Origin of the sequence: Catenulispora pinisilvae (assembly GCF_015356865.1) — a bacterium.
GTDB lineage: Bacteria > Actinomycetota > Actinomycetes > Streptomycetales > Catenulisporaceae > Catenulispora > Catenulispora pinisilvae.
On sequence record NZ_JAAFZA010000079.1, the window covers coordinates 12,571 to 30,770 of the forward strand.

Genomic DNA, 18,200 nt, shown 5'->3' on the forward strand with positions numbered 1-18,200 from the left:
ATGATTCTTGGGGTGAGGTGGGCGAAAGAGATCAACAGGGTGGCATTTAGTGGTGATGATGGGTTTGGAGGGTCTGGGGGTACTTGGCGGGATGCAGCGGTTTTGTGTGCGGGAGTGAGCGGTCGGCGCCCGGCACCGCCCGGCGCCGCTCGGCACTGCCGGCACCGCCCGGCGCCTACCGCAGCGAAAACCGCACCCAAGGACTCGCGGGATCCCGCATCAGCACCCTGTGTCGCGTCAACGACTGCGCGTACAGCGTCTCGGCCTGTCCGGTCCGCCCCATCTGGATGACCCGCCCGATGATGTAGGCGGCGGACAACTGCCGCCAGTCCTCATAGGTCCGCGCACACAGCCGCCCCGCGTGCTGCACGATCTGCTCGCCGGCGGTGCGGTCCCAGTACCCGCACGCGTAGCCCTCGCGCGCCATGTTGACGCAGCGGGCCCAGTGGAACACGGCCTGGGTCTGCACGATCCCGTCCGGCGCCAGCACCTCGTCCCGGCGCATCCACGATTCCAGGCGCAGGATCCACTCCGCGATGTCGACCATGTCCCGGCGCGTGTCCGGCATGGCGGCGTATCGGTCGCACCACGCGCCGACCGCCTCGGTCAGCGCTGCGATATCAGCGTCCAGATCTCCGCTGGGGCGGACGGCCGCCCCGCTCTCCATGCGGATGCTGAACACGCTGTCCGCCGGCCAGGGAAACCGCTCGCGGTCGAGCAGCTTGTCGATCTTGTTCTGCCACTCGACCGGCCCGGAGATGAACCACAACTGCTTGTTGCGCCGGACGGTGTCCGGGTAGTCGACGTAGGGACGCTCCATGGTGTTCCACGGCCGCCCGTTCGTCACCGACAGGTGCGCGTTGCACGCCAGCCCGCAGGCCAACTCGCCGTCCTGCGGCTCGTTGGTCAGGACCCTGATCGAACCCTCCAGATCATGCAGATACAGCACGCGCCGCGGGTTCTGCTTCATCCAGGCCGCCGCCTCCCCGGCGTTCACGACCCGCTCCAGCGGCGTCCCGCCGTCGATCAGCAGCTGGATCGAGTCCCGCCGGGCGGCCACCTTCTGCACCCACTGCGGGAACATCAACTTGTCCCAGTACGAGTCCTCGGGCGGCTGCTCCGGCAGGACGCCACGGGTGTAGACCGGCACCATCTGCTTCCGCCCGTGCCGGACCAGCGTGTAGTACGGGTCCTTGCGGAACCCGGTTTTGGCGCTCGCATCGATCGGGCGCGCCACGAAGACGTCGGTGCGTGCCAGGGCTGCTAGATACGCGTTCTTATCGTCGCGCTGCTGCGCGTTCCATAACTCCTGCTCCTCGATGGACGGAGCTGTCCAGACGATCGTCCCCATGAACAGCAGAGACTAGCGCTGCCCGACTACAACTTCACCGGCTCTTCCCCGGCCTGCTTCACGACCCCGTCGCCCTCCCGCAGCGACTTCCACAGCTCCCGCCGCACCCGCACCCGCTTGGTCGTGCCGTCGGACAGCTGCACCTTGAGGAAGAAGTACATGTTCGCCCCGTCGACCATCCCGCGCTTCTTGCCGATGACGACGCCCTGCCACGCCTCGTTCCGGCGGCTTTTGCGCATGAACATGCCCGTCATAGTAGGCGCGTTCGCGGCGCCGGGCCCGGTTCGGCGACTCAGCAGCAGTCAGGGGCGCCCACAGACCCACGCATCGGATCGCGCCCGGCCTACCCCATTTGACCGCTCAGGTCGCTGACGCCTCTTCCGAGAGCTTTCATGGGAAAGCGGCTTTCATCCGTACTTCGGAGGTGTGCAGTGACAGTACCCGCGGCTCGCATCGTGTTCGACGCCGACGACCGGGCGGCGGTCGTCGCGGCGGTGGCCGAGAGCCTGGCCACCGGCGCTCTGACGCTCGGCCCGCAGACCGAGCGGTTCGAGACCGCCTTCGCGGCGGCGCACCGCGCGCAGCACGCGATCGCGGTGGCGACCGGGACCGCGGCGCTGGAGATCGCGCTGAGGGTGGTCGGGGTGGCCAACCATGACGTGGTGCTGCCGTCGAACACCTTCTACGCCACCGCCGCCGCCGTGGTGCACGCCGGCGGCCGGCCGGTGTTCGCCGACGTCGCGGCCGACACGTTCGCGCTCTCCGCGCAGACTATCGAGGCGGTGCTCACCCCCTCGACCAAGGCCGTGGTGCTGGTGCACATCGGCGGGCTGATCACACCGGAGGTGGACGCCATCCGCGCGCTGTGCGACCGGCGCGGCGTGGCGCTGGTCGAGGACGCGGCGCACGCCCACGGGTGCAGCCTGGACGGCCGGATGGCCGGCACCTTCGGGCTGGCCGGGGCCTTCTCCTTCTACCCGACCAAGGTCACCACCAGCGCCGAGGGCGGCATGATCCTCACCGCCGACACCCAGGTGCGCGACGAGGCCCGCATCTACCGGGACCAGGGCAAGGGCGCGTTCACCGCCAACCACCACGTCCGCGACGGCGCGTCGTGGCGGCTGTCGGAACTGAACGCCGCGGCCGGCGCGGTGCACGTCCAGCGCCTCGCCGAGTTCGTGAAGCACCGCCGCACCGTCGCCGCGCGCTACACCCGGGCGCTGGCCGGCCTCGACGCGCTCAGCACGCTGGCCGAGCCGCCCGGCGCCGTCAGCAACTACTACAAGTACATCGTGCTGCTGCCCGAAGGCGCCGACCGCGCGCGCTTCAAGGCCGAGGTCGCCGACCGCTTCGCCGTGCGGCTCTCCGGCGAGGTCTACGACCTGCCGCTGCACAAGCAGCCGGTGCTGACGAAGTACGCCAACGGCTCGCTGCCGGTCGCCGAGGACGTCTGCGCGCGGCACGTCTGCCTGCCGGTGCACTCCGACATGCGCGACGAAGAAGTCGACCAGGTGCTCACCGCGGTCACCACGGTGTCCCGCGAGATGTTCGGCTGACCGGGCCGGGAAGGAGACACGCCCATGCGCACCGTCGTCACCGGAGGCTGCGGGTTCATCGGCTCGCACGTCGTGGACAAGCTCGTCGACGCCGGCCACGAGGTCGTGGTCGTGGACAGTACGATCCGCAAGCTCAACCCGGCCGCCGAGTACCGGCAGGCCGACATCCTGGACCTGGCGCAGCTCACCAAGGCGCTGGACGGCGGCGAGGCGGTGTTCCACCTGGCCGCCGCGGCCGACGTCAACGAGGTCACCGCCGATCCGGTGCGGGCGCTGCGGCTGAACGTGGAGGGCACCGGCAACGCGCTGGAGGCCGCGCGGCGTACCGGGATGAACCGCTTCGTGCTGGCCAGCACGGTATGGGTGTACGGGGCCGCGGCCTCCGAGGGCGAGGGCGCGGACGCCGAACTGACCGAGGACGTCTCCTTCGACCTGCGCCGCAGCGGCCACCTCTACGTCGCGACCAAGCTCGCCGCCGAGATGGCGGTCCAGAGTTACCGCGAGCTGTACGGGCAGCACTTCACGATCCTGCGCTACGGCATCCCCTACGGCCCGCGCATGCGGGACGCGCTGGTCGTGGCGAAGTTCGTGCAGGCGGCGCTGAACGGGCAGCCGATCACCATCGCCGGCAAGGGCGAACAGACCCGCAACTACGTCTACGTCCAGGACCTGGCCGCCGCGCACGTGCTCGCGCTGTCGCCGACCGCCGAGGACGAGACGATCGCGCTGGAGGGCACCACGCCGATCTCGGTCCGGCAGATCGCCGACACCGTGGACGGCCTGCTCGGCCCGATCACCCTGGAGCAGGTCCCGGCGCGCGCCGGCGACTACGCCGGCACCCGCATCTCCAACGCCAAGGCCAAGCGGCTGCTGGGCTGGTCGCCGACGACCGGGTTCACCGAGGGCGTGCGGCGCTACGTCGAGTGGTATCGCGCCGAGGCCGGCTGAGGCGGGGCCGGGCCGATGCCGCACGCGCTGCTGCTGTCCGGGTCCCTGGGGCAGGGGCACGACGTGATGGCGGCAGCCTGCGCGGACTCGCTACACGACCGGGGGTGGACCACCTCGACGGTGGACGCGATGGCCTTGCTCGGACGGCGTTCCGGCGCCGCGGGCGAGGCCGTGTTCCGGCGCCTGCTGGCCGTCCCCGGCGTGTACGACGCCTTCCACTTCTCGGCGCTGCGCCCGGGGAACCGCCTGGCCCGCTACACCGAGAAGGCGGCGGTCTCGCGACTGGCACCGCGGGTGCGCGAGCTGCTGGACCGGGAATCGGCGGACCTGGTGGTGTCGGTGTTCGCCACGGCCGCCGGCGCGGTCGACGCGGTGCACCGCGAGGGCGTGCATGTCCCGCCGCACATGGTGTTCTGCACGGATGTCACGCCGCACCGGCTGTGGGTGCATCCGAGCACGGACCTGTTCCTGGTCACGTCCGACACCGCGGCGGCCGGGGTGCGCCGGTATCGGCCGGACGCGGGGGTCGCTGTGGTCCCGGCGCCGCTGCGGCCCGCGTTCTACAGCCCGCCGAGCAAGGAGGCGGCGCGCGAGGAGTTCGGGATCCCGCAGGACGCCGGCTGCGTGCTGTTGATGAGCGGCGCCTGGGGGCTCGGGCCGGTTGCCGCGGCGGCGGAAGCGTTGGGGCGAGCCGGGGTGCACGTGCTGGCGGTCGCCGGACGCAACCGCGAGTTGGAGGCGCGGCTCCGCGCCGCCGAGCGCCGGGAGCCGAGGGTCCACGCGCTGGGCTACTCCGACCGGATCCCGGCCCTGATGGCGGCGGCGGACCTCATCGTCACCAGCTCGGGGGACACGTGCAGCGAGGCGCGCGCGATCGGCCGGCGGCTGTTGCTGCTGGACGTGGTGCCGGGGCACGGCCGCGACAACCTGCAACACGAGCTGGAGCTAGGGCACGCGGACGTGACCGGCGCCGCGCCCCGGGACGTGGTGCGGGCCGCGTTGGCGGCGCTGGAGCGGCCGACGCCGCCGCCCTCGGTCGGATCGGTGCGGGCGCCGTGGGAGGCGGCTTTCGGGGCGGCGCTGAGCGGGTTGGGGCTGAGCTGATGCTTACTCCACTGACGCTTGCTCCAGCTGAGCTGATGCTTGCTCCGCTGGTGCCTACTCCAACGGAGTCACCTCAAGAGCTCCCGGACCCGCCTCAAGAGCTCCGGGAGTCACCTCAAGAACTGCGGGAGTCACCTCAAGAGCCGCCTCAGAAGTGTTCCGCCAGCGATCCCACATCCCACCCGGCGCCCCGGCAGCTCTCCACGATCCCCGGCACCGCCGCCAACGTCGTCCGCCAAGCATCGCCCCGGCCGTCCGGCGCCGTGTCGTGCAACAACACTGTCGTCCCGCCGCGCACCGACCCGAGCACCGTCTCCCGAACCTCCGCGACCGAGCGCTGCTCCTCCCAGTCCTTCCCCCACGCGCCCCACAGCACCGGCCGCAGCTCAGCCCGTCGCGCAGCCCGCCACAACCCTGTGGTCAGCACCCCGAACGGGGGCCGGAACCACGTCGGCTGGGCCCCCGAGGCCTGCTCCACCACATCGCGCGCCAACCGCAGCTCGGTCACGTCCCGCTGCGGATGCGGCAGCCACTGCGGCTCGTGCGTCCAGCCGTGCACCGCGATCTCGTGCCCGCGCGCCGCCGTCTCGGCCACCACCTCCGGATGCCGGGCCACCCGCGCGCCCAGCACGAAGAAGGTCGCGCGCACTCCGAGCTCGTCCAGCAGGTCCAGGAAGTACGGAGTGCTGACCGGGTCGGGGCCGTCGTCGAAGGTCAGTGCCACGTGGCCAGCCCGGCCGCGCGCCGCCAGGCCCGGCATCAGCCGGTCGCGCAGGGGCGGCAGCCAGCTCGCGGCGGGGCCGATATGGGCCAGGCCGAGGGTGGCCAGGCCGACCGCCGCGCCCGTCGCGACAGTCACCGAACGCATGCCCGGCACCTTCCCGCCGCGGCGCCGCTCACACCCCGGCGGAAACGGCCGAATCAACAACTTTCCGCGTGCCGAGCCGCTGGGGACCCTCGAATGGATCAGGAAAAGGGGACGGAAGGGCCGAGTGCTGATTGCGTTGCTGGAGAGGCGAAGGGATTCCACTGATGCTGAAGGCCAGCCGGCTCGACACCCCTAGCGGGCCCGGCCCGCGGGCGGCGGGCGCTCTCGGCGCGGGCGCGGGCTCGGGCGACCCGGCCATGCCGCCCGAGCGGACGATCCGGGAGAACTTCCCGGTCGCGCTGCGCATCCTCCCGGCCCGGCACCGGGCGGCGCTCGGCGCCGTCTACCGGTTCGCCCGCCTGATCGACGACATCGGGGACGAGGCGCCGCCGGACGACCGCGGCCGGCTGTTCGACCAGGTCGACCGGGACATCGACCGGATCTACGCCGGCACCGCGCCGGAGCTGCCCGCGCTGCGCGCCATCGGCGCCGTGGCCCGCGAACACGGCATCCCGCAGGCACCGCTGCGCAAGCTGGTCCAGGCCAACCGGCAGGACCAGGAGATCCACCGCTACGCCAGCTGGGACCAGCTCGTCGAGTACTGCGCCCTGTCCGCCGACCCGGTGGGCCACCTGGTGCTGCACGTCTTCGACGCCGCGAGCCCCGAGCGGCTGGCGCTGTCCGACCACATCTGCACCGCGCTCCAGGTCATCGAGCACTGCCAGGACGTCGCCGAGGACTTCGACGACGGCCGGGTCTACCTGCCCGCCGACGACCTGCGGCTGTTCGGCTGCACCGACGCCGACCTGGGCGCCGCCACCACCCCGACCCGGCTGCGCGGCGTCGTGGCGCGCAACGCCGACCGCGCCGCCGAGCTGCTGGACGCCGGCGCCCCGCTGATCGGCAAGCTCGACGGCTGGGCCCGGATCGCGGTGGCCGGCTACCTGGCCGGCGGCCGCGCCACCCTGGCGGCGCTGCGCGGCGGCGCCTACGACGTGCACGCCGCCCGCCTGCGCCCGAGCCGCGCCCGGACGCTCGGCGAAGCACTGCTGATCCTCGGAAGGGACGTTGCCAAGTGAGCAGTCAGAGCATGGATCCGGAAGCCGCCTACGAGTACTGCGAACGGGTGGTCCGCGCCCGGGCCCGCAACTTCGCCTACGGGATCCGGCTGCTGCCCACCACCAAGCGCCAGGCCCTGTCGGCGGTCTACGCCTTCGCCCGGCGCGTCGACGACATCGGCGACGGCTCGCAGACCCGCGGCGAGCGCCTGGCCCAGCTGACCACCGCCCGCGAGGAACTGCACCACATCGACGACCACCCCGAGGACCCGGTCCTGGTCGCGCTGGCCGACGCCGCCCGCCGGCACCCGATCCCGCTGGCCGCCTTCGACGAGCTCATCGACGGCTGCGAGGCCGACGTCCGCGGCACCGACTACGCCACCGCCGACGAGCTGACCTTCTACTGCCGCTGCGTCGCCGGCTCCATCGGCCGGCTCTCCCTGGGCGTCTACGGCGTCGACCCGGCGCGCCAGCAGGAAGCCTCCGAGTACGCCGACTCCCTCGGCGTCGCGCTCCAGCTCACCAACATCCTGCGCGACGTGCGCGAGGACGGCCTGATGGGCCGGGTCTACCTGCCGGCCGACGAATTGGTCCGGCACGGCTGCACCCTGAAGATCGACGAACACGGCCGCTTCGTCGACTCCGAGGCCGACCTCGCGGCCCTGGTCCGGGACCAGGCGGCGCGCGCCCGGGGCTGGTACGACACCGGCCTGAAGCTGCTGCCGCTGCTGGACCGGCGCAGCGCGGCCTGCACGGCGGCGATGGCCGGCATCTACCGGCGGCTGCTGCTGCGCATCGCCGAGCAGCCGATCAGCGCCCTGAACGCCCGGATGTCGCTGCCGGCCTGGGAAAAGGGAGTGGTCGCGGCCCGCGCGCTGGCGGGGGTGACGCCGTGAGCGTCGCGGTCGTCGGCGGTGGCCTGGCCGGAATCGCGGCGGCGGTCGCGCTCCAGGAGTCGGGCATCGACGTGGAGTTGTACGAGGCGCGCCCGCGCCTGGGCGGCGCCACGCACTCCTTCCAGCGCGCGTCCTCCGGCGGCTGCCCGGACCTGACCGTGGACAACGGCCAGCACGTGATGCTGCGCGCGTTCACCGCCTACCGCGGCCTGCTGGACCGGCTCGGCACCGGGGACGGCATCACCATCCAGGACCGCTTCGACCTGCGCATCCTGACCCCCGACGCCCGCCCCGACTCCAAGCTGCGCCGAACCCGGCTGCCCGGACCGCTGCATCTGCTCCCGGCCCTGGCCACCTACTCCCTGCTGGACCCGGCCGAGCGGCTGCGCGCTGCCTCGGCCTCGCTCGCGCTGGGCAAGCTGGACCCGGCCGACCCGGAGCTGGACGCGGTCAGCCTCGGCGAGTGGCTCGACCGGCACGGCCAGAACGACCGGGCCCGCCGCTACCTGTGGGAGCTGTTCGTCACCGCCGCGCTGAACTGCGGGGTGGACGAGGCCTCGCTCGGGCTGTCGGCGATGGTGATCCAGAAGGCGCTGCTCGGCCGGGCCGACGCCGCCGACATCGGCGTCCCGGCCATCCCGCTCGGCGAGCTGCACGGCCGCGCGGCCGAGAAGGCGCTGCGCGGCGTGCACCTGAAGACCAAGGTCGAGCAGGTCGTCTCCGGGACCCGGCTGGTCGTCGACGGCTTCCCGGTGGACGCCGAGGCGGTGATCGTCGCGGTGCCGCACCCGGCCGCCGCCGCGCTGGTGCCGCCGCAGGCCTGCCCGGACCGGGAACGCTGGGCCGGACTGGCGTCCTCGCCGATCGTCGACGTGCACGTGCTCTACGACCGCCCCGTTTTCGACCGGCCGTTCGCGGCGGTCGTCGACTCGCCGGTGCAGTGGGTCTTCGACCGCACCAGGGCCGCGGGCCTGGGCCAGACCCACGGCCAGTACATCAGCAGCGTCGTGTCGGCGGCCGGGCAGTGGATCGACGCGCCGGTCGCCGACATCCGCGAGGTCTTCCTCCCGGCGCTGGCCGAGGTCATGCCGCGCACCCGGCGCGCGGAGGTCGCCGAGTTCTTCGTCACCCGGGAACGGCACGCCACGTTCCGCCAGGCTCCCGGCTCGGCGGCCCTGCGTCCGTCGGCTGGGACCGGCGTACCAGGGCTCTTCCTGGCCGGCGCGTGGACCGCCACGGGCTGGCCGGACACGATGGAGGGCGCGGTCCGCAGCGGACTGACGGCCGCCGCGTTGTGCCGTCGCCACCTGGAGGACCGGGAGAACCGGGAGAACCGGGAGAACCTGGAGAACCTGGAGAAGGCGTCCGGTTCCGATTCCCGGCCGGGAACGCTCGACGGCTGGCGCCTGGCCGGGCCGGAGCAGCAGGGACGGCCGATCGGTATGACCCACCCTTCCCGTCTCGCCGGGCCCGCCCCCGAGCTGTTTCGCGATTCCCGTCCCCATCCCGCGGCTCCGGACACCGGCAATCGGAACCAGGCGCCCTGGCAGAAAGGCAACGACCGATGACAGTCGTCCCGCACGCCGTCACCGCCGGCCGTGAACAGGTCGAGGCCGCCATGCGCGCCGCGGTCGAGCGGCTGGACCCGCGCATGCGCCGGGTCGCCGCGTACCACTTCGGCTGGGTCGAGGCCGACGGCTCGGTCCCGCGCGGCCCGGCCGGCGGCAAGGCCCTGCGGCCCGCGATGGCGCTGCTGTCCGGCCGGGCCGCCGGTGCCGACATGGCGCGCGTGGTGCCGGCCGCGGTGGCGGTCGAGTTCGTGCACGCCTTCTCGCTGCTGCACGACGACGTCATGGACAACGACCGGATGCGCCGGCACCGCCCGGCCGCCTGGACCGTCTTCGGCGTCCCGGCCGCGATCCTGGCCGGCGACGCGCTCCTGGCGCTGGCCGAGGAGGTGCTGCTGGACCGGGCCACGGCCGGGGCGCACCGCGCGGCCCGGCACATAGCCGCGACCACCCGCAAACTCATCGCCGGGCAGGCCCTGGACCTGGGCTTCGAGTCCCGCACCGACGTCAGCCTGGACGAGTGCACGGTGATGTCGATGGACAAGACCGCGGCGCTGTTCGCCTGCTCCTGCTCGATCGGCGCGGTCCTGGCCGAGGCCCCGAACCGGCTGGCGCTGGCGCTGTCCGGGTTCGGTGAGGAACTGGGCATGGCCTTCCAGCTCATCGACGACCTGCTCGGCATCTGGGGCCGCCCGGAGGTCACCGGCAAGCCGGTGCTCAACGACCTGCGCTCGCGCAAGAAGTCGCTCCCGGTGACCGCGGCCCTGAGCTCCGGCACCCCGGCCGCGGCGAAGCTCTTGACGCTCTACACACAGACCGCGCCGCTGGACGAACAGCAGCTGGTCCAGGCCGCGGCGCTGATCGAGGAGGCCGGCGGCCGCAGCTGGGCCGAGTCCGCCGCCGACGCCCGCATCGCCGCCGCCGAGGCCCGGCTGGCCGAGGCCGACATCCCGGGCGACGTGCGGGCCGAGTTCCTGGCCGTCGCCCGCTTCGTCACCCATCGGGATAACTAGGGGAAACCGTGACCGACGTCATCGCCACCAGCGCTACCAGCGCCACCGCGACCGGAGCCGCCGACCCCTCGGCGGCCGCCGCGACGCTCAAGGCCGCCGCCGACCACCTGCTCGGTCTGCAGGACGGCGCGGGCTGGTGGAAGGGCGAGCTCGAAACCAATGTCACGATGGACGCCGAGGACCTGCTGCTGCGCCAGTTCCTCGGCATCCGCACCGCCGAGGAGACCGCCGCGGCCGGTGACTGGATCCGCTCCCAACAGCGGGCCGACGGCACGTGGGCGAACTTCCACGACGGTCCCGCGGACCTGTCGACGACCATCGAGGCCTACGCCGCGCTGCGCATGGCCGGCGACGCCAAGGACGCCTCGCACATGGTCGCCGCCCGCGCGTTCATCATGGAGTCCGGCGGCATCGAGGAGAGCCGGGTGTTCACCCGCGTCTGGCTCGCCCTGTTCGGCGAATGGCAGTGGTCTGATCTGCCGGTGATGCCGCCGGAGCTGATCTACCTGCCGAAGTGGTTCCCGCTCAACGTCTACGACTGGGCCTGCTGGGCCCGGCAGACCGTGGTGCCGCTGACGATCGTCAACGCCCTGCGTCCGGTGCGGCCGCTCGGGTTCGACTTGCGGGAGCTCAAGACCGGCCGGAAGACCAAGGCGCGGCGCGGGTTCTTCTCCACGCTGGACCGCGCCCTGCACGTCTACGAACGGCGTCCGCTGCGCTCCGTCCGCGACGCCGCCCTGCGCCGCTCGGCCGAGTGGATCATCGCCCGGCAGGAGGCCGACGGGTCCTGGGGCGGGATCCAGCCGCCCTGGGTGTACTCGCTCATTGCCTTGAACTTGCTCGGCTACGGCGCGGACCACCCGGTGATGCGCAAGGGCATCGAAGGGCTCGAAGGGTTCATCATCCGCGACGAGCGCGGACGCCGGTTGGAGGCCTGCCAGTCGCCGGTCTGGGACACCGTCCTGGCGATGACCGCACTGCGCGACGCCGACCTGCCCGAAGACCACCCGGCGCTGGTGAAGGCCGCTGACTGGGTACTCGGCGAGGAGATCACCAACCCCGGCGACTGGTCGGTGCGCCGGCCGAAGGTGGCGCCCGGCGGCTGGGCCTTCGAGTTCGACAACGACGGCTACCCCGACACCGACGACACCGCCGAGGTGCTGCTCGCCCTGAACCGGGTCGCACACCCGGGCGCGGCGGCCGCGATCCGGCGCGGCGCCGACTGGCTGGAGGGCATGGCCAGCAAGGACGGCGGCTACGGGGCCTTCGACGCCGACAACACCCGCACCCTGGCGCTCAAGCTGCCGTTCTGCGACTTCGGCGCGGTCATCGACCCGCCGACCGCCGACGTCACCGCGCACACGCTGGAGGCCTACGCGGCGCTGGGCCGCGGCCAGTCGCAGCCGTCGCGGCGCGCGCTGGAGTGGCTGGTCAAGGCACAGGAGAGCGACGGCTCGTGGTTCGGCCGCTGGGGCGCGAACTACGTCTACGGCACCGGCGCCGCGGTCCCGGCGCTCGTGGCCGCCGGCATGGATCCGGAAGACGAGACGATCCGGCGCGCCGTCCGCTGGCTGGAGGAGCACCAGAACGACGACGGCGGCTGGGGCGAGGACATGCGCTCCTACAAGGACCGGCGGTGGATCGGGCGCGGGGAGTCGACCGCGTCGCAGACCGCCTGGGCGCTGCTGGCGCTGCTGGCGGCCGGGGAACAACGCAGCGCGGCGGCGGAGCACGGCGTCCGGTTCCTGGTCCGCACCCAGCGCTCGGACGGGACCTGGGACGAAGACCACTACACCGGCACCGGATTCCCCGGCGACTTCTACCTCAACTACCACCTCTACCGGCTGGTGTTCCCGATCAGCGCCCTGGGCCGATATGTGAGGGCCCTGTCATGACCGGCACGACGGACCTCCTCGTCTGCGCCGCACTCGGCATCGAGGCCCGGGCCCTGAGGACCGACGGCCTGCGGGTCGAGCGTGTCGGCATGGGCATCCGGCGCGCCGAGGAGTTCGCGCAGCGGGACCCGGCCTTCGACGTGCTGGCGGTCGCGGGCTTCGGCGGCGCCACCGACAGCTGTCTCCAGCCCGGGGACGTGGTGGTCGCGGACGAGGTGCGGCAGGGCGAGGCGGTGATCGAGTGCCCCTGGGCCGACTCGATCGCCTTCGCCCTGGAACGGCACCTGATCCTGGAGCCCGAGGTGGACGAGGCGCCCGAACCGCACACCGCGCACGGCCTGAACACGGCCGGCCGGGGCACGCCCAAGGTGGTCACCGGCCCGATCGCGACCGTCGACCGCATCGCCTCCGCCGAGACCCTGACCCGGCTGGCGGGCCAGGGCGTGACCACGGTGGACATGGAGTCGTTCCCCCTGGTCGCGACCGCCCGCGGCCGGCCGTTCACGGTGGTGCGGGTGGTCGTGGACACCCCGGACCACCCCCTGGTCCGCCCCTCGACCCTGCGCGCGGGACTGACCGCCCGAAAACGGCTCCAAGCCATCGGCACCGTGCTGCGGCACTGGGCCACAGCACTCGAACACGTCTGAACCGACCCTCGGCCACGAGGACCCACGCACAACCAGCAAGGAGGCGCGGAACCATGGGAATGCCGGTCCGCCAGAGCATCCGCATCGGAAGCTACGTCCTGGGCAACAAACTGCGCCGCCGTGAGAAGTTCCCGCTGATCGTGGAGCTGGAGCCGCTGTTCGCCTGCAACCTGGCCTGCGCCGGCTGCGGCAAGATCCAGCACCCCGCCGCCGAGCTGAAGAAGCGCATGCCGGTCGAGCAGGCGCTCGCCGCCATGCGCGAGTGCGGGGCGCCGATGGTCTCGATCGCCGGCGGCGAGCCGCTGATGCACCCGCAGATCGGCGAACTCGTCGACGAGCTGGTGAAGATGAAGCGCTACGTGTTCCTGTGCACGAACGCGCTGCTCATTCCCAAGAAGCTGGACCGCTTCAAGCCCTCGCGCTACTTCACGTGGGTGGTCCACCTGGACGGCCTGCGCGAGCGCCACGACGAGTCGGTCTGCAAGGAAGGCGTCTTCGACGAGGCTGTGGCGGCCGTGCGCGAGCTGCGCCGCCGCGGGTTCCGGGTGACGACGAACACGACCATCTTCGACACGGACTCCCCGCAGGACGTCATCGACATCCTGGACTACCTGAACGACGACCTCCGCGTCGACCAGATGATGATCAGCCCCGGCTACGCCTACGAGAAGGCCCCGGACCAGGAGCACTTCCTGCCGGTGAAGCAGACCCGCGAGCTGTTCCGCAAGGCGTTCGCGGACGGCAACCGCCAGCGCTGGCGCCTGAACCACAGCCCGCTGTTCCTGGACTTCCTGGAGGGCAAGACCGACTTCCCGTGCACGGCGTGGGCCATCCCCAGCTACTCGCTGTACGGGTGGCAGAAGCCCTGCTACCTGATGTCGGACGGATACGCCTCGACGTACAAGGAACTCCTTGAGGAGACGGACTGGGACAGCTACGGTCGCGGGAACGATCCGCGCTGTGCGAACTGCATGGCGCACTGCGGGTACGAGCCGACGGCGGTGTTCGCGACGCTGGGTTCGTTGCGGGAGTCGGTGCGGGCGCTGCGGGAGACCTAGAGCCTGCTCTACTCGTACGGATGCCCTGGCACGCTTGACGGAACTTGGGCGGGCCAGGGCACGGTTTGCATTTATGGGTCGGCAGGCCGAGACCCCTCACTCCCGCCCGAACCGCCCGTCCAACCACCGATAAACCCCCGGCGCCACCCCCTGCACCGCCACCGGCACCCGCAACCACCGCGGCACATACACCTCCGCCGCACCCCGCTCCACGCACCGCACCACCGCGTCGGCCGCCACCTCCGTCGGGATCGGCTTCGGCCAGCGGCGCGCGTAAGGCGTCCCACGCCGCTCGAAGAACGGCGTCGCGATCACCCCGGCCACCACGACGCCGACCCCGACTCCCGTCCCGCGCAGCTCGCTGCGCAAGCTGTCCGCGAAGCAGTGCAGCCCGGCCTTCGTCGCGGCGTACGCGGCCTCGCCGGCGACCCCGACCTGCCCCGCGATCGAGCTGAGGAACACCAATCGCCCGGCGCCGCGCTCGCGCATGCCCGGCAGCAGGGCGCGCGTCAAGGCGATCGGCGCCGCCAGGTTCACCGCCAACAGCCGTTCCGCGGTCCCGGCCGGGATCCTGTCGAAGTCCCCGTACCACCCGAACCCCGCGTTGTTCACCAGCACCTCGACCCGCCCGCGGCCGACCTCCAACGCCCGGTCGGCCAGCCGTTCGGTCTCGCCTTCGAGGGCCAGGTCCGCGCACACCGGCACGCCGTCCACGGCCACGGCCACCGCGGCCGTCGCCTTTTCGTCCCGGCCGTGCACGATCACCCGGTACCCGCGCCGGGCCAGCGCGGTCGCGGTCGCCGCCCCGATGCCCGACGACGCGCCGGTCACCAGCGCGACGCCCCGGGGTGGCGCGGCCGTGTGCGCCGAGGTCATGGTCGCCGCGCTTGCCTCGGCCGCGGTCATGACCCCTCGGTCAGCGCCAGCGCCTCCTCCACCAGCGCCTCGACGATCTGCGCCTCCGGCACCGTGCGGACCACCTCGCCGTGCACGAAGATCTGTCCCTTTCCGTTCCCCGACGACACCCCGATGTCCGCCTCGCGCGCCTCACCGGGCCCGTTCACCACGCAGCCCATCACCGCCACGCGCAGCGGGTTCGGAAAGCCGTCGAACGCCGCCTGCACCCGCTCGGCCAGCTTGTACACGTCCACCTGTGCCCGCCCGCACGACGGGCACGACACGATCTCCAGGTGCCGCCGCCGCAACCCCAGCGATTCCAGGATGCTGATCCCGACCTTGACCTCCTCCACCGGCGGCGCCGACAGCGAGACCCGGATCGTGTCCCCGATGCCCTCCGACAGCAGGATCCCGAACGCCACCGCCGACTTCACCGTGCCCTGCATCAGCGGCCCGGCCTCGGTGACGCCGAGGTGCAGCGGGTAGTCGCACTGCTCGGACAGCAACCGGTACGCGGCCACCATCACCAGCGGATCGTGGTGCTTCACCGAGATCTTGATGTCCCGGAACCCGTGCTCCTCGAACAGCGAGCACTCCCACAGCGCCGACTCGACCAGCGCCTCGGCGGTGGCCTTGCCGTACTTCTCGTACAGCCGCTTGTCCAGCGACCCGGCGTTGACCCCGATCCGGATCGGCACCCCCGCGTCCTCCGCGGCCCGCGCGATCTCGCCGACCTTGTCGTCGAAGGCCTTGATGTTGCCGGGGTTGACCCGCACCGCCGCACAGCCGGCGTCGATGGCGGCGAAGACGTACTTGGGCTGGAAGTGGATGTCGGCGATGACCGGGATCTGCGACTTCTTCGCGATCGCCGGCAGCGCGTCGGCGTCGTCCTGCGAGGGCACCGCCACCCGGACGATCTGACAGCCGGCCGCGGTCAACTGCGCGATCTGCTGCAACGTGGCGTTCACGTCCGCGGTCAACGTCGTGGTCATCGACTGCACGGACACCGGCGCCCCGCCGCCCACCGGCACGCCGCCGACGTCGAGCTGTCGGCTGATCCTTCGTCGCTCGCGGGCTTCGGCGGTCGGGAAGGCCGGCAGTCCGAGGTCGACGGCGTTCACAGTGCCCTCCGGTCCGCTCGCTTCGCCGAGCCGTTCGCCTTACTGACGACCTGCGGGATTTCGGGGATCGCAGTGATCTCAGGGATCTCAGGGATTTCGGGGAACTCAGGGATCTCGGAGATCTCGGAGAGACCAGGTAGGCCAGGTAGGTCCGGGATGGGGATGTGGGGCCCGGCCCGCAAACCGTCGACGGCCGTCGTGACGATGTCCCGAACGCCCAGCCCCGAGCTCTCCAGAATCTCCTGCCGAGTACCCGCCGCCAGGAACTCCCGCGGGAGCCCCATCACCCGCACCGGCGTCGTCGACATCGCGTCGGCGCACGCCTGCGCCAGCGCCGCGCCCATCCCGGCGCTGCGCACCCCGTCCTCGACGGTCACCACCAGCCGGTGCCGGTCGGCCAGGTGAGTCAGGTGCGGGTTGACCGGCAGGATCCAGCGCGGGTCGACCACGGTCGCCCCGATCCCCAGCCGGTCCAGCTCCTCGGCGGCGGCCAGGCACGCCTTCGCGGTCACGCCGGCGGCGACGATCAGCACGTCCAGCGGCCGTCCCGCCGCCCGGTACAGGATGTCGACGCCGTTCATCCGCGCGTGCGCCTCGATGTCCGGCCCGGCGTCGGCCTTCGGGAAGCGGATCACGGTCGGCGCGTCGTCCACCGCCACCGCCTCCCGCAGCAGCTCCGCCAGCCGCGCCGGGTCCCGGGGCGCGGCCAGCCGCAGGCCCGGGACCACGCTGAGGATCGCGCTGTCCCACATCCCGTGGTGCGAGGCGCCGTCCGGGCCGGTGACCCCGGCGCGGTCCAGGACGAAGGTGACGCCCGCCTTGTGCAGCGCCACGTCCATGACGACCTGGTCGAACGCCCGGTTCAGGAACGTCGAGTACACGCACACCACCGGATGCAGTCCGCCGGCCGCCAGCCCGGCCGAGGAGCACACCGCGTGCTGCTCGGCGATCCCGACGTCGAACACCCGCTCCGGGAACCGGCGGGCGAACTCGCCCAGCCCGACCGGCAGCACCATCGCCGCGCTGACCCCGACCACGTCCGGCCGCTGCTCGCCGATCGCCGCCATCTGCTCGCCGAACACCTCGGTCCAGCTCTTCTTCGGCGGCTTGGCCGGGATGCCGGTGTGCGGGTCCACGACGCCGACGGCGTGCATCCGGTCGGCCTCGTCGCACTCCGCGGGGGAGAAGCCGCGGCCCTTGGTGGTGATGACGTGCACCAGCGCCGGCCGGCCGAGCGCGGCGGCGGCGCGCAGCGCCTGCTCGGTGGCGGCGATGTCGTGGCCGTCGACCGGGCCGAGGTAGGCCAGGCCGAGCTCGCCGAACAGGTGCTGGGCCCGGGGCTCGGAGCGCAGGCCGCCGAGGTGGGTCGCGATGCCGCCGATCGTCGGGGCGTAGGCGCGGCCGTTGTCGTTCAGCACGATCACCACCGGCCGGTCCGTCGCCCCGGCCAGGTTGTTCAGGCCCTCCCAGGCCAGCCCGCCGGTCATCGCGCCGTCGCCGATCACCGGCACGACGTGCCGGCCGGCCGGGTCCGCGGAGCCGTCGGCCAGCTCGCCGCGCAGCTGGAAGGCCTTGGCCAGGCCGTCGGCGTAGCTCAGGGCGGTCGAGGCGTGCGAGTTCTCGATCCAGTCGTGCTCGGACTCGGCGCGACAGGGGTAGCCGGACAGGCCGCCGCTGGTGCGCAGGGTGTCGAAGCCGGGGGCGCGGCCGGTGAGGATCTTGTGGACGTACGACTGGTGCCCGGTGTCGAACAGCAGGGCGTCCCGCGGGGAGCGGAACGCCCGGTGCAGCGCGATGGTCAGCTCCACCACCCCGAGGTTCACCCCCAGGTGACCGCCGGTCGCGCAGACCTTCTCGATCAGGAAGCCGCGGATCTGCGCGGCCAGCTCGGCCAGCTCGGCGGTGCCGAGCCCCGCCAAGTCCTCCGGGCTTCTGACCCGGTCCAGCACGGGGGCGGCGCTGGGCCGCCGCGGTGCCGGAGACGAAGACGAAGACGAAGACTTGGCGGTCGTCCGCATAGGGACTCCTAACACTCGCCTACCATCGCGGCGCGGGAAGCAACTTGTGTGACTCCCACCGCACCAGGGTGGTCGCGAACGGCGCTCCGCGCGTGCCCGGCGGGCCGGTGCGACCCCCGCCGGTGCCGGTGTCGTCCCTGGTCAGAGCTCTGTCGTCGGCGCTACGCGGGTTCTGGCGGGGTTCGTCTGTTCGGGCGAACCG

Annotated in this window: 16 protein-coding genes; 10 read left to right on the forward strand and 6 right to left on the reverse strand. The window is 72.4% G+C overall.

Annotation, left to right across the window (positions count from 1 at the left end; all coding sequences use genetic code 11):
• Positions 1-175: 175 nt before the first annotated feature.
• Positions 176-1,351, reverse strand: coding sequence for a DUF1266 domain-containing protein (locus tag IZR01_RS21920; protein ID WP_194898594.1), 1,176 nt, complete (start codon positions 1,349-1,351; stop codon positions 176-178).
• A 26-nt stretch (positions 1,352-1,377) separates the two neighbouring features.
• On the reverse strand, positions 1,378-1,596 hold the full coding sequence (locus IZR01_RS21925; RefSeq protein ID WP_194924942.1) for a DUF7489 domain-containing protein: 219 nt from the start codon (positions 1,594-1,596) through the stop codon (positions 1,378-1,380).
• Between the two features lie 186 nt (positions 1,597-1,782).
• Here IZR01_RS21925 and IZR01_RS21930 point away from each other — a divergent pair, with 186 nt between their 5' ends.
• Genes IZR01_RS21930 through IZR01_RS21940 form a run of 3 tightly spaced genes read left to right on the forward strand, consistent with a single transcriptional unit; the run spans position 1,783 to position 4,959 of the window.
• Positions 1,783-2,907, forward strand: coding sequence for a DegT/DnrJ/EryC1/StrS family aminotransferase (locus tag IZR01_RS21930; protein ID WP_194924943.1), 1,125 nt, complete (start codon positions 1,783-1,785; stop codon positions 2,905-2,907).
• A gap of 24 nt (positions 2,908-2,931) precedes the next feature.
• Positions 2,932-3,855: an NAD-dependent epimerase/dehydratase family protein gene (locus IZR01_RS21935; protein WP_194924944.1), complete on the forward strand. Its 924-nt coding sequence runs from the start codon at positions 2,932-2,934 to the stop codon at positions 3,853-3,855.
• Positions 3,856-3,870: 15 nt separating this feature from the next.
• Complete coding sequence (locus tag IZR01_RS21940; RefSeq protein ID WP_194924945.1) at positions 3,871-4,959, forward strand: MGDG synthase family glycosyltransferase; 1,089 nt, start codon at positions 3,871-3,873, stop codon at positions 4,957-4,959.
• A gap of 148 nt (positions 4,960-5,107) precedes the next feature.
• On the opposite strand, the gene IZR01_RS21945 is transcribed toward IZR01_RS21940, so the two are convergent.
• Positions 5,108-5,827, reverse strand: coding sequence for a polysaccharide deacetylase family protein (locus IZR01_RS21945; RefSeq protein WP_194924946.1), 720 nt, complete (start codon positions 5,825-5,827; stop codon positions 5,108-5,110).
• 164 nt (positions 5,828-5,991) lie between these two features.
• Here IZR01_RS21945 and hpnC point away from each other — a divergent pair, with 164 nt between their 5' ends.
• From hpnC to hpnH, 7 genes are read left to right on the forward strand one after another with little or no spacing between them, the layout of a single operon-like run.
• Positions 5,992-6,906: a squalene synthase HpnC gene (hpnC, locus tag IZR01_RS21950; protein WP_194896100.1), complete on the forward strand. Its 915-nt coding sequence runs from the start codon at positions 5,992-5,994 to the stop codon at positions 6,904-6,906.
• A gap of 11 nt (positions 6,907-6,917) precedes the next feature.
• The gene (gene hpnD, locus IZR01_RS21955; RefSeq protein WP_194896105.1) at positions 6,918-7,781 is read left to right on the forward strand and encodes a presqualene diphosphate synthase HpnD; all 864 of its coding nucleotides are present in this window, start codon (positions 6,918-6,920) and stop codon (positions 7,779-7,781) included.
• Complete coding sequence (hpnE, locus tag IZR01_RS21960; RefSeq protein ID WP_323747066.1) at positions 7,778-9,349, forward strand: hydroxysqualene dehydroxylase HpnE; 1,572 nt, start codon at positions 7,778-7,780, stop codon at positions 9,347-9,349. Before hpnD ends, hpnE begins: the two co-directional genes overlap by 4 nt.
• Positions 9,346-10,362 (forward strand): polyprenyl synthetase family protein, encoded by a 1,017-nt coding sequence (locus IZR01_RS21965; RefSeq protein WP_194896099.1) that lies wholly within the window; start codon positions 9,346-9,348, stop codon positions 10,360-10,362. Before hpnE ends, IZR01_RS21965 begins: the two co-directional genes overlap by 4 nt.
• An 8-nt stretch (positions 10,363-10,370) precedes the next feature.
• Positions 10,371-12,257 carry a squalene--hopene cyclase gene (gene shc / locus IZR01_RS21970; protein WP_323746454.1) on the forward strand — a complete coding sequence of 629 codons (1,887 nt, stop codon included), beginning with the start codon at positions 10,371-10,373 and terminating at the stop codon, positions 12,255-12,257.
• Positions 12,254-12,904, forward strand: a complete 651-nt coding sequence (locus tag IZR01_RS21975) for a phosphorylase family protein (RefSeq protein WP_194924947.1) — start codon at positions 12,254-12,256, stop codon at positions 12,902-12,904. Before shc ends, IZR01_RS21975 begins: the two co-directional genes overlap by 4 nt.
• A gap of 53 nt (positions 12,905-12,957) precedes the next feature.
• A complete protein-coding gene (gene hpnH / locus IZR01_RS21980; protein WP_194924948.1) occupies positions 12,958-13,962 on the forward strand; it encodes an adenosyl-hopene transferase HpnH in 1,005 nt (334 codons plus the stop codon).
• Positions 13,963-14,058: 96 nt separating this feature from the next.
• On the opposite strand, the gene IZR01_RS21985 is transcribed toward hpnH, so the two are convergent.
• The 3 genes from IZR01_RS21985 to IZR01_RS21995 are packed head-to-tail and all read right to left on the reverse strand — an operon-like array spanning position 14,059 to position 17,998.
• A complete protein-coding gene (locus IZR01_RS21985; protein WP_228559982.1) occupies positions 14,059-14,868 on the reverse strand; it encodes an SDR family NAD(P)-dependent oxidoreductase in 810 nt (269 codons plus the stop codon).
• Complete coding sequence (ispG, locus tag IZR01_RS21990; protein ID WP_323746453.1) at positions 14,865-15,980, reverse strand: flavodoxin-dependent (E)-4-hydroxy-3-methylbut-2-enyl-diphosphate synthase; 1,116 nt, start codon at positions 15,978-15,980, stop codon at positions 14,865-14,867. The genes IZR01_RS21985 and ispG overlap by 4 nt, the downstream gene beginning before the upstream one ends.
• Positions 15,977-17,998, reverse strand: coding sequence for a 1-deoxy-D-xylulose-5-phosphate synthase (locus IZR01_RS21995; RefSeq protein ID WP_194924949.1), 2,022 nt, complete (start codon positions 17,996-17,998; stop codon positions 15,977-15,979). Before IZR01_RS21995 ends, ispG begins: the two co-directional genes overlap by 4 nt.
• Positions 17,999-18,200: the final 202 nt, after the last annotated feature.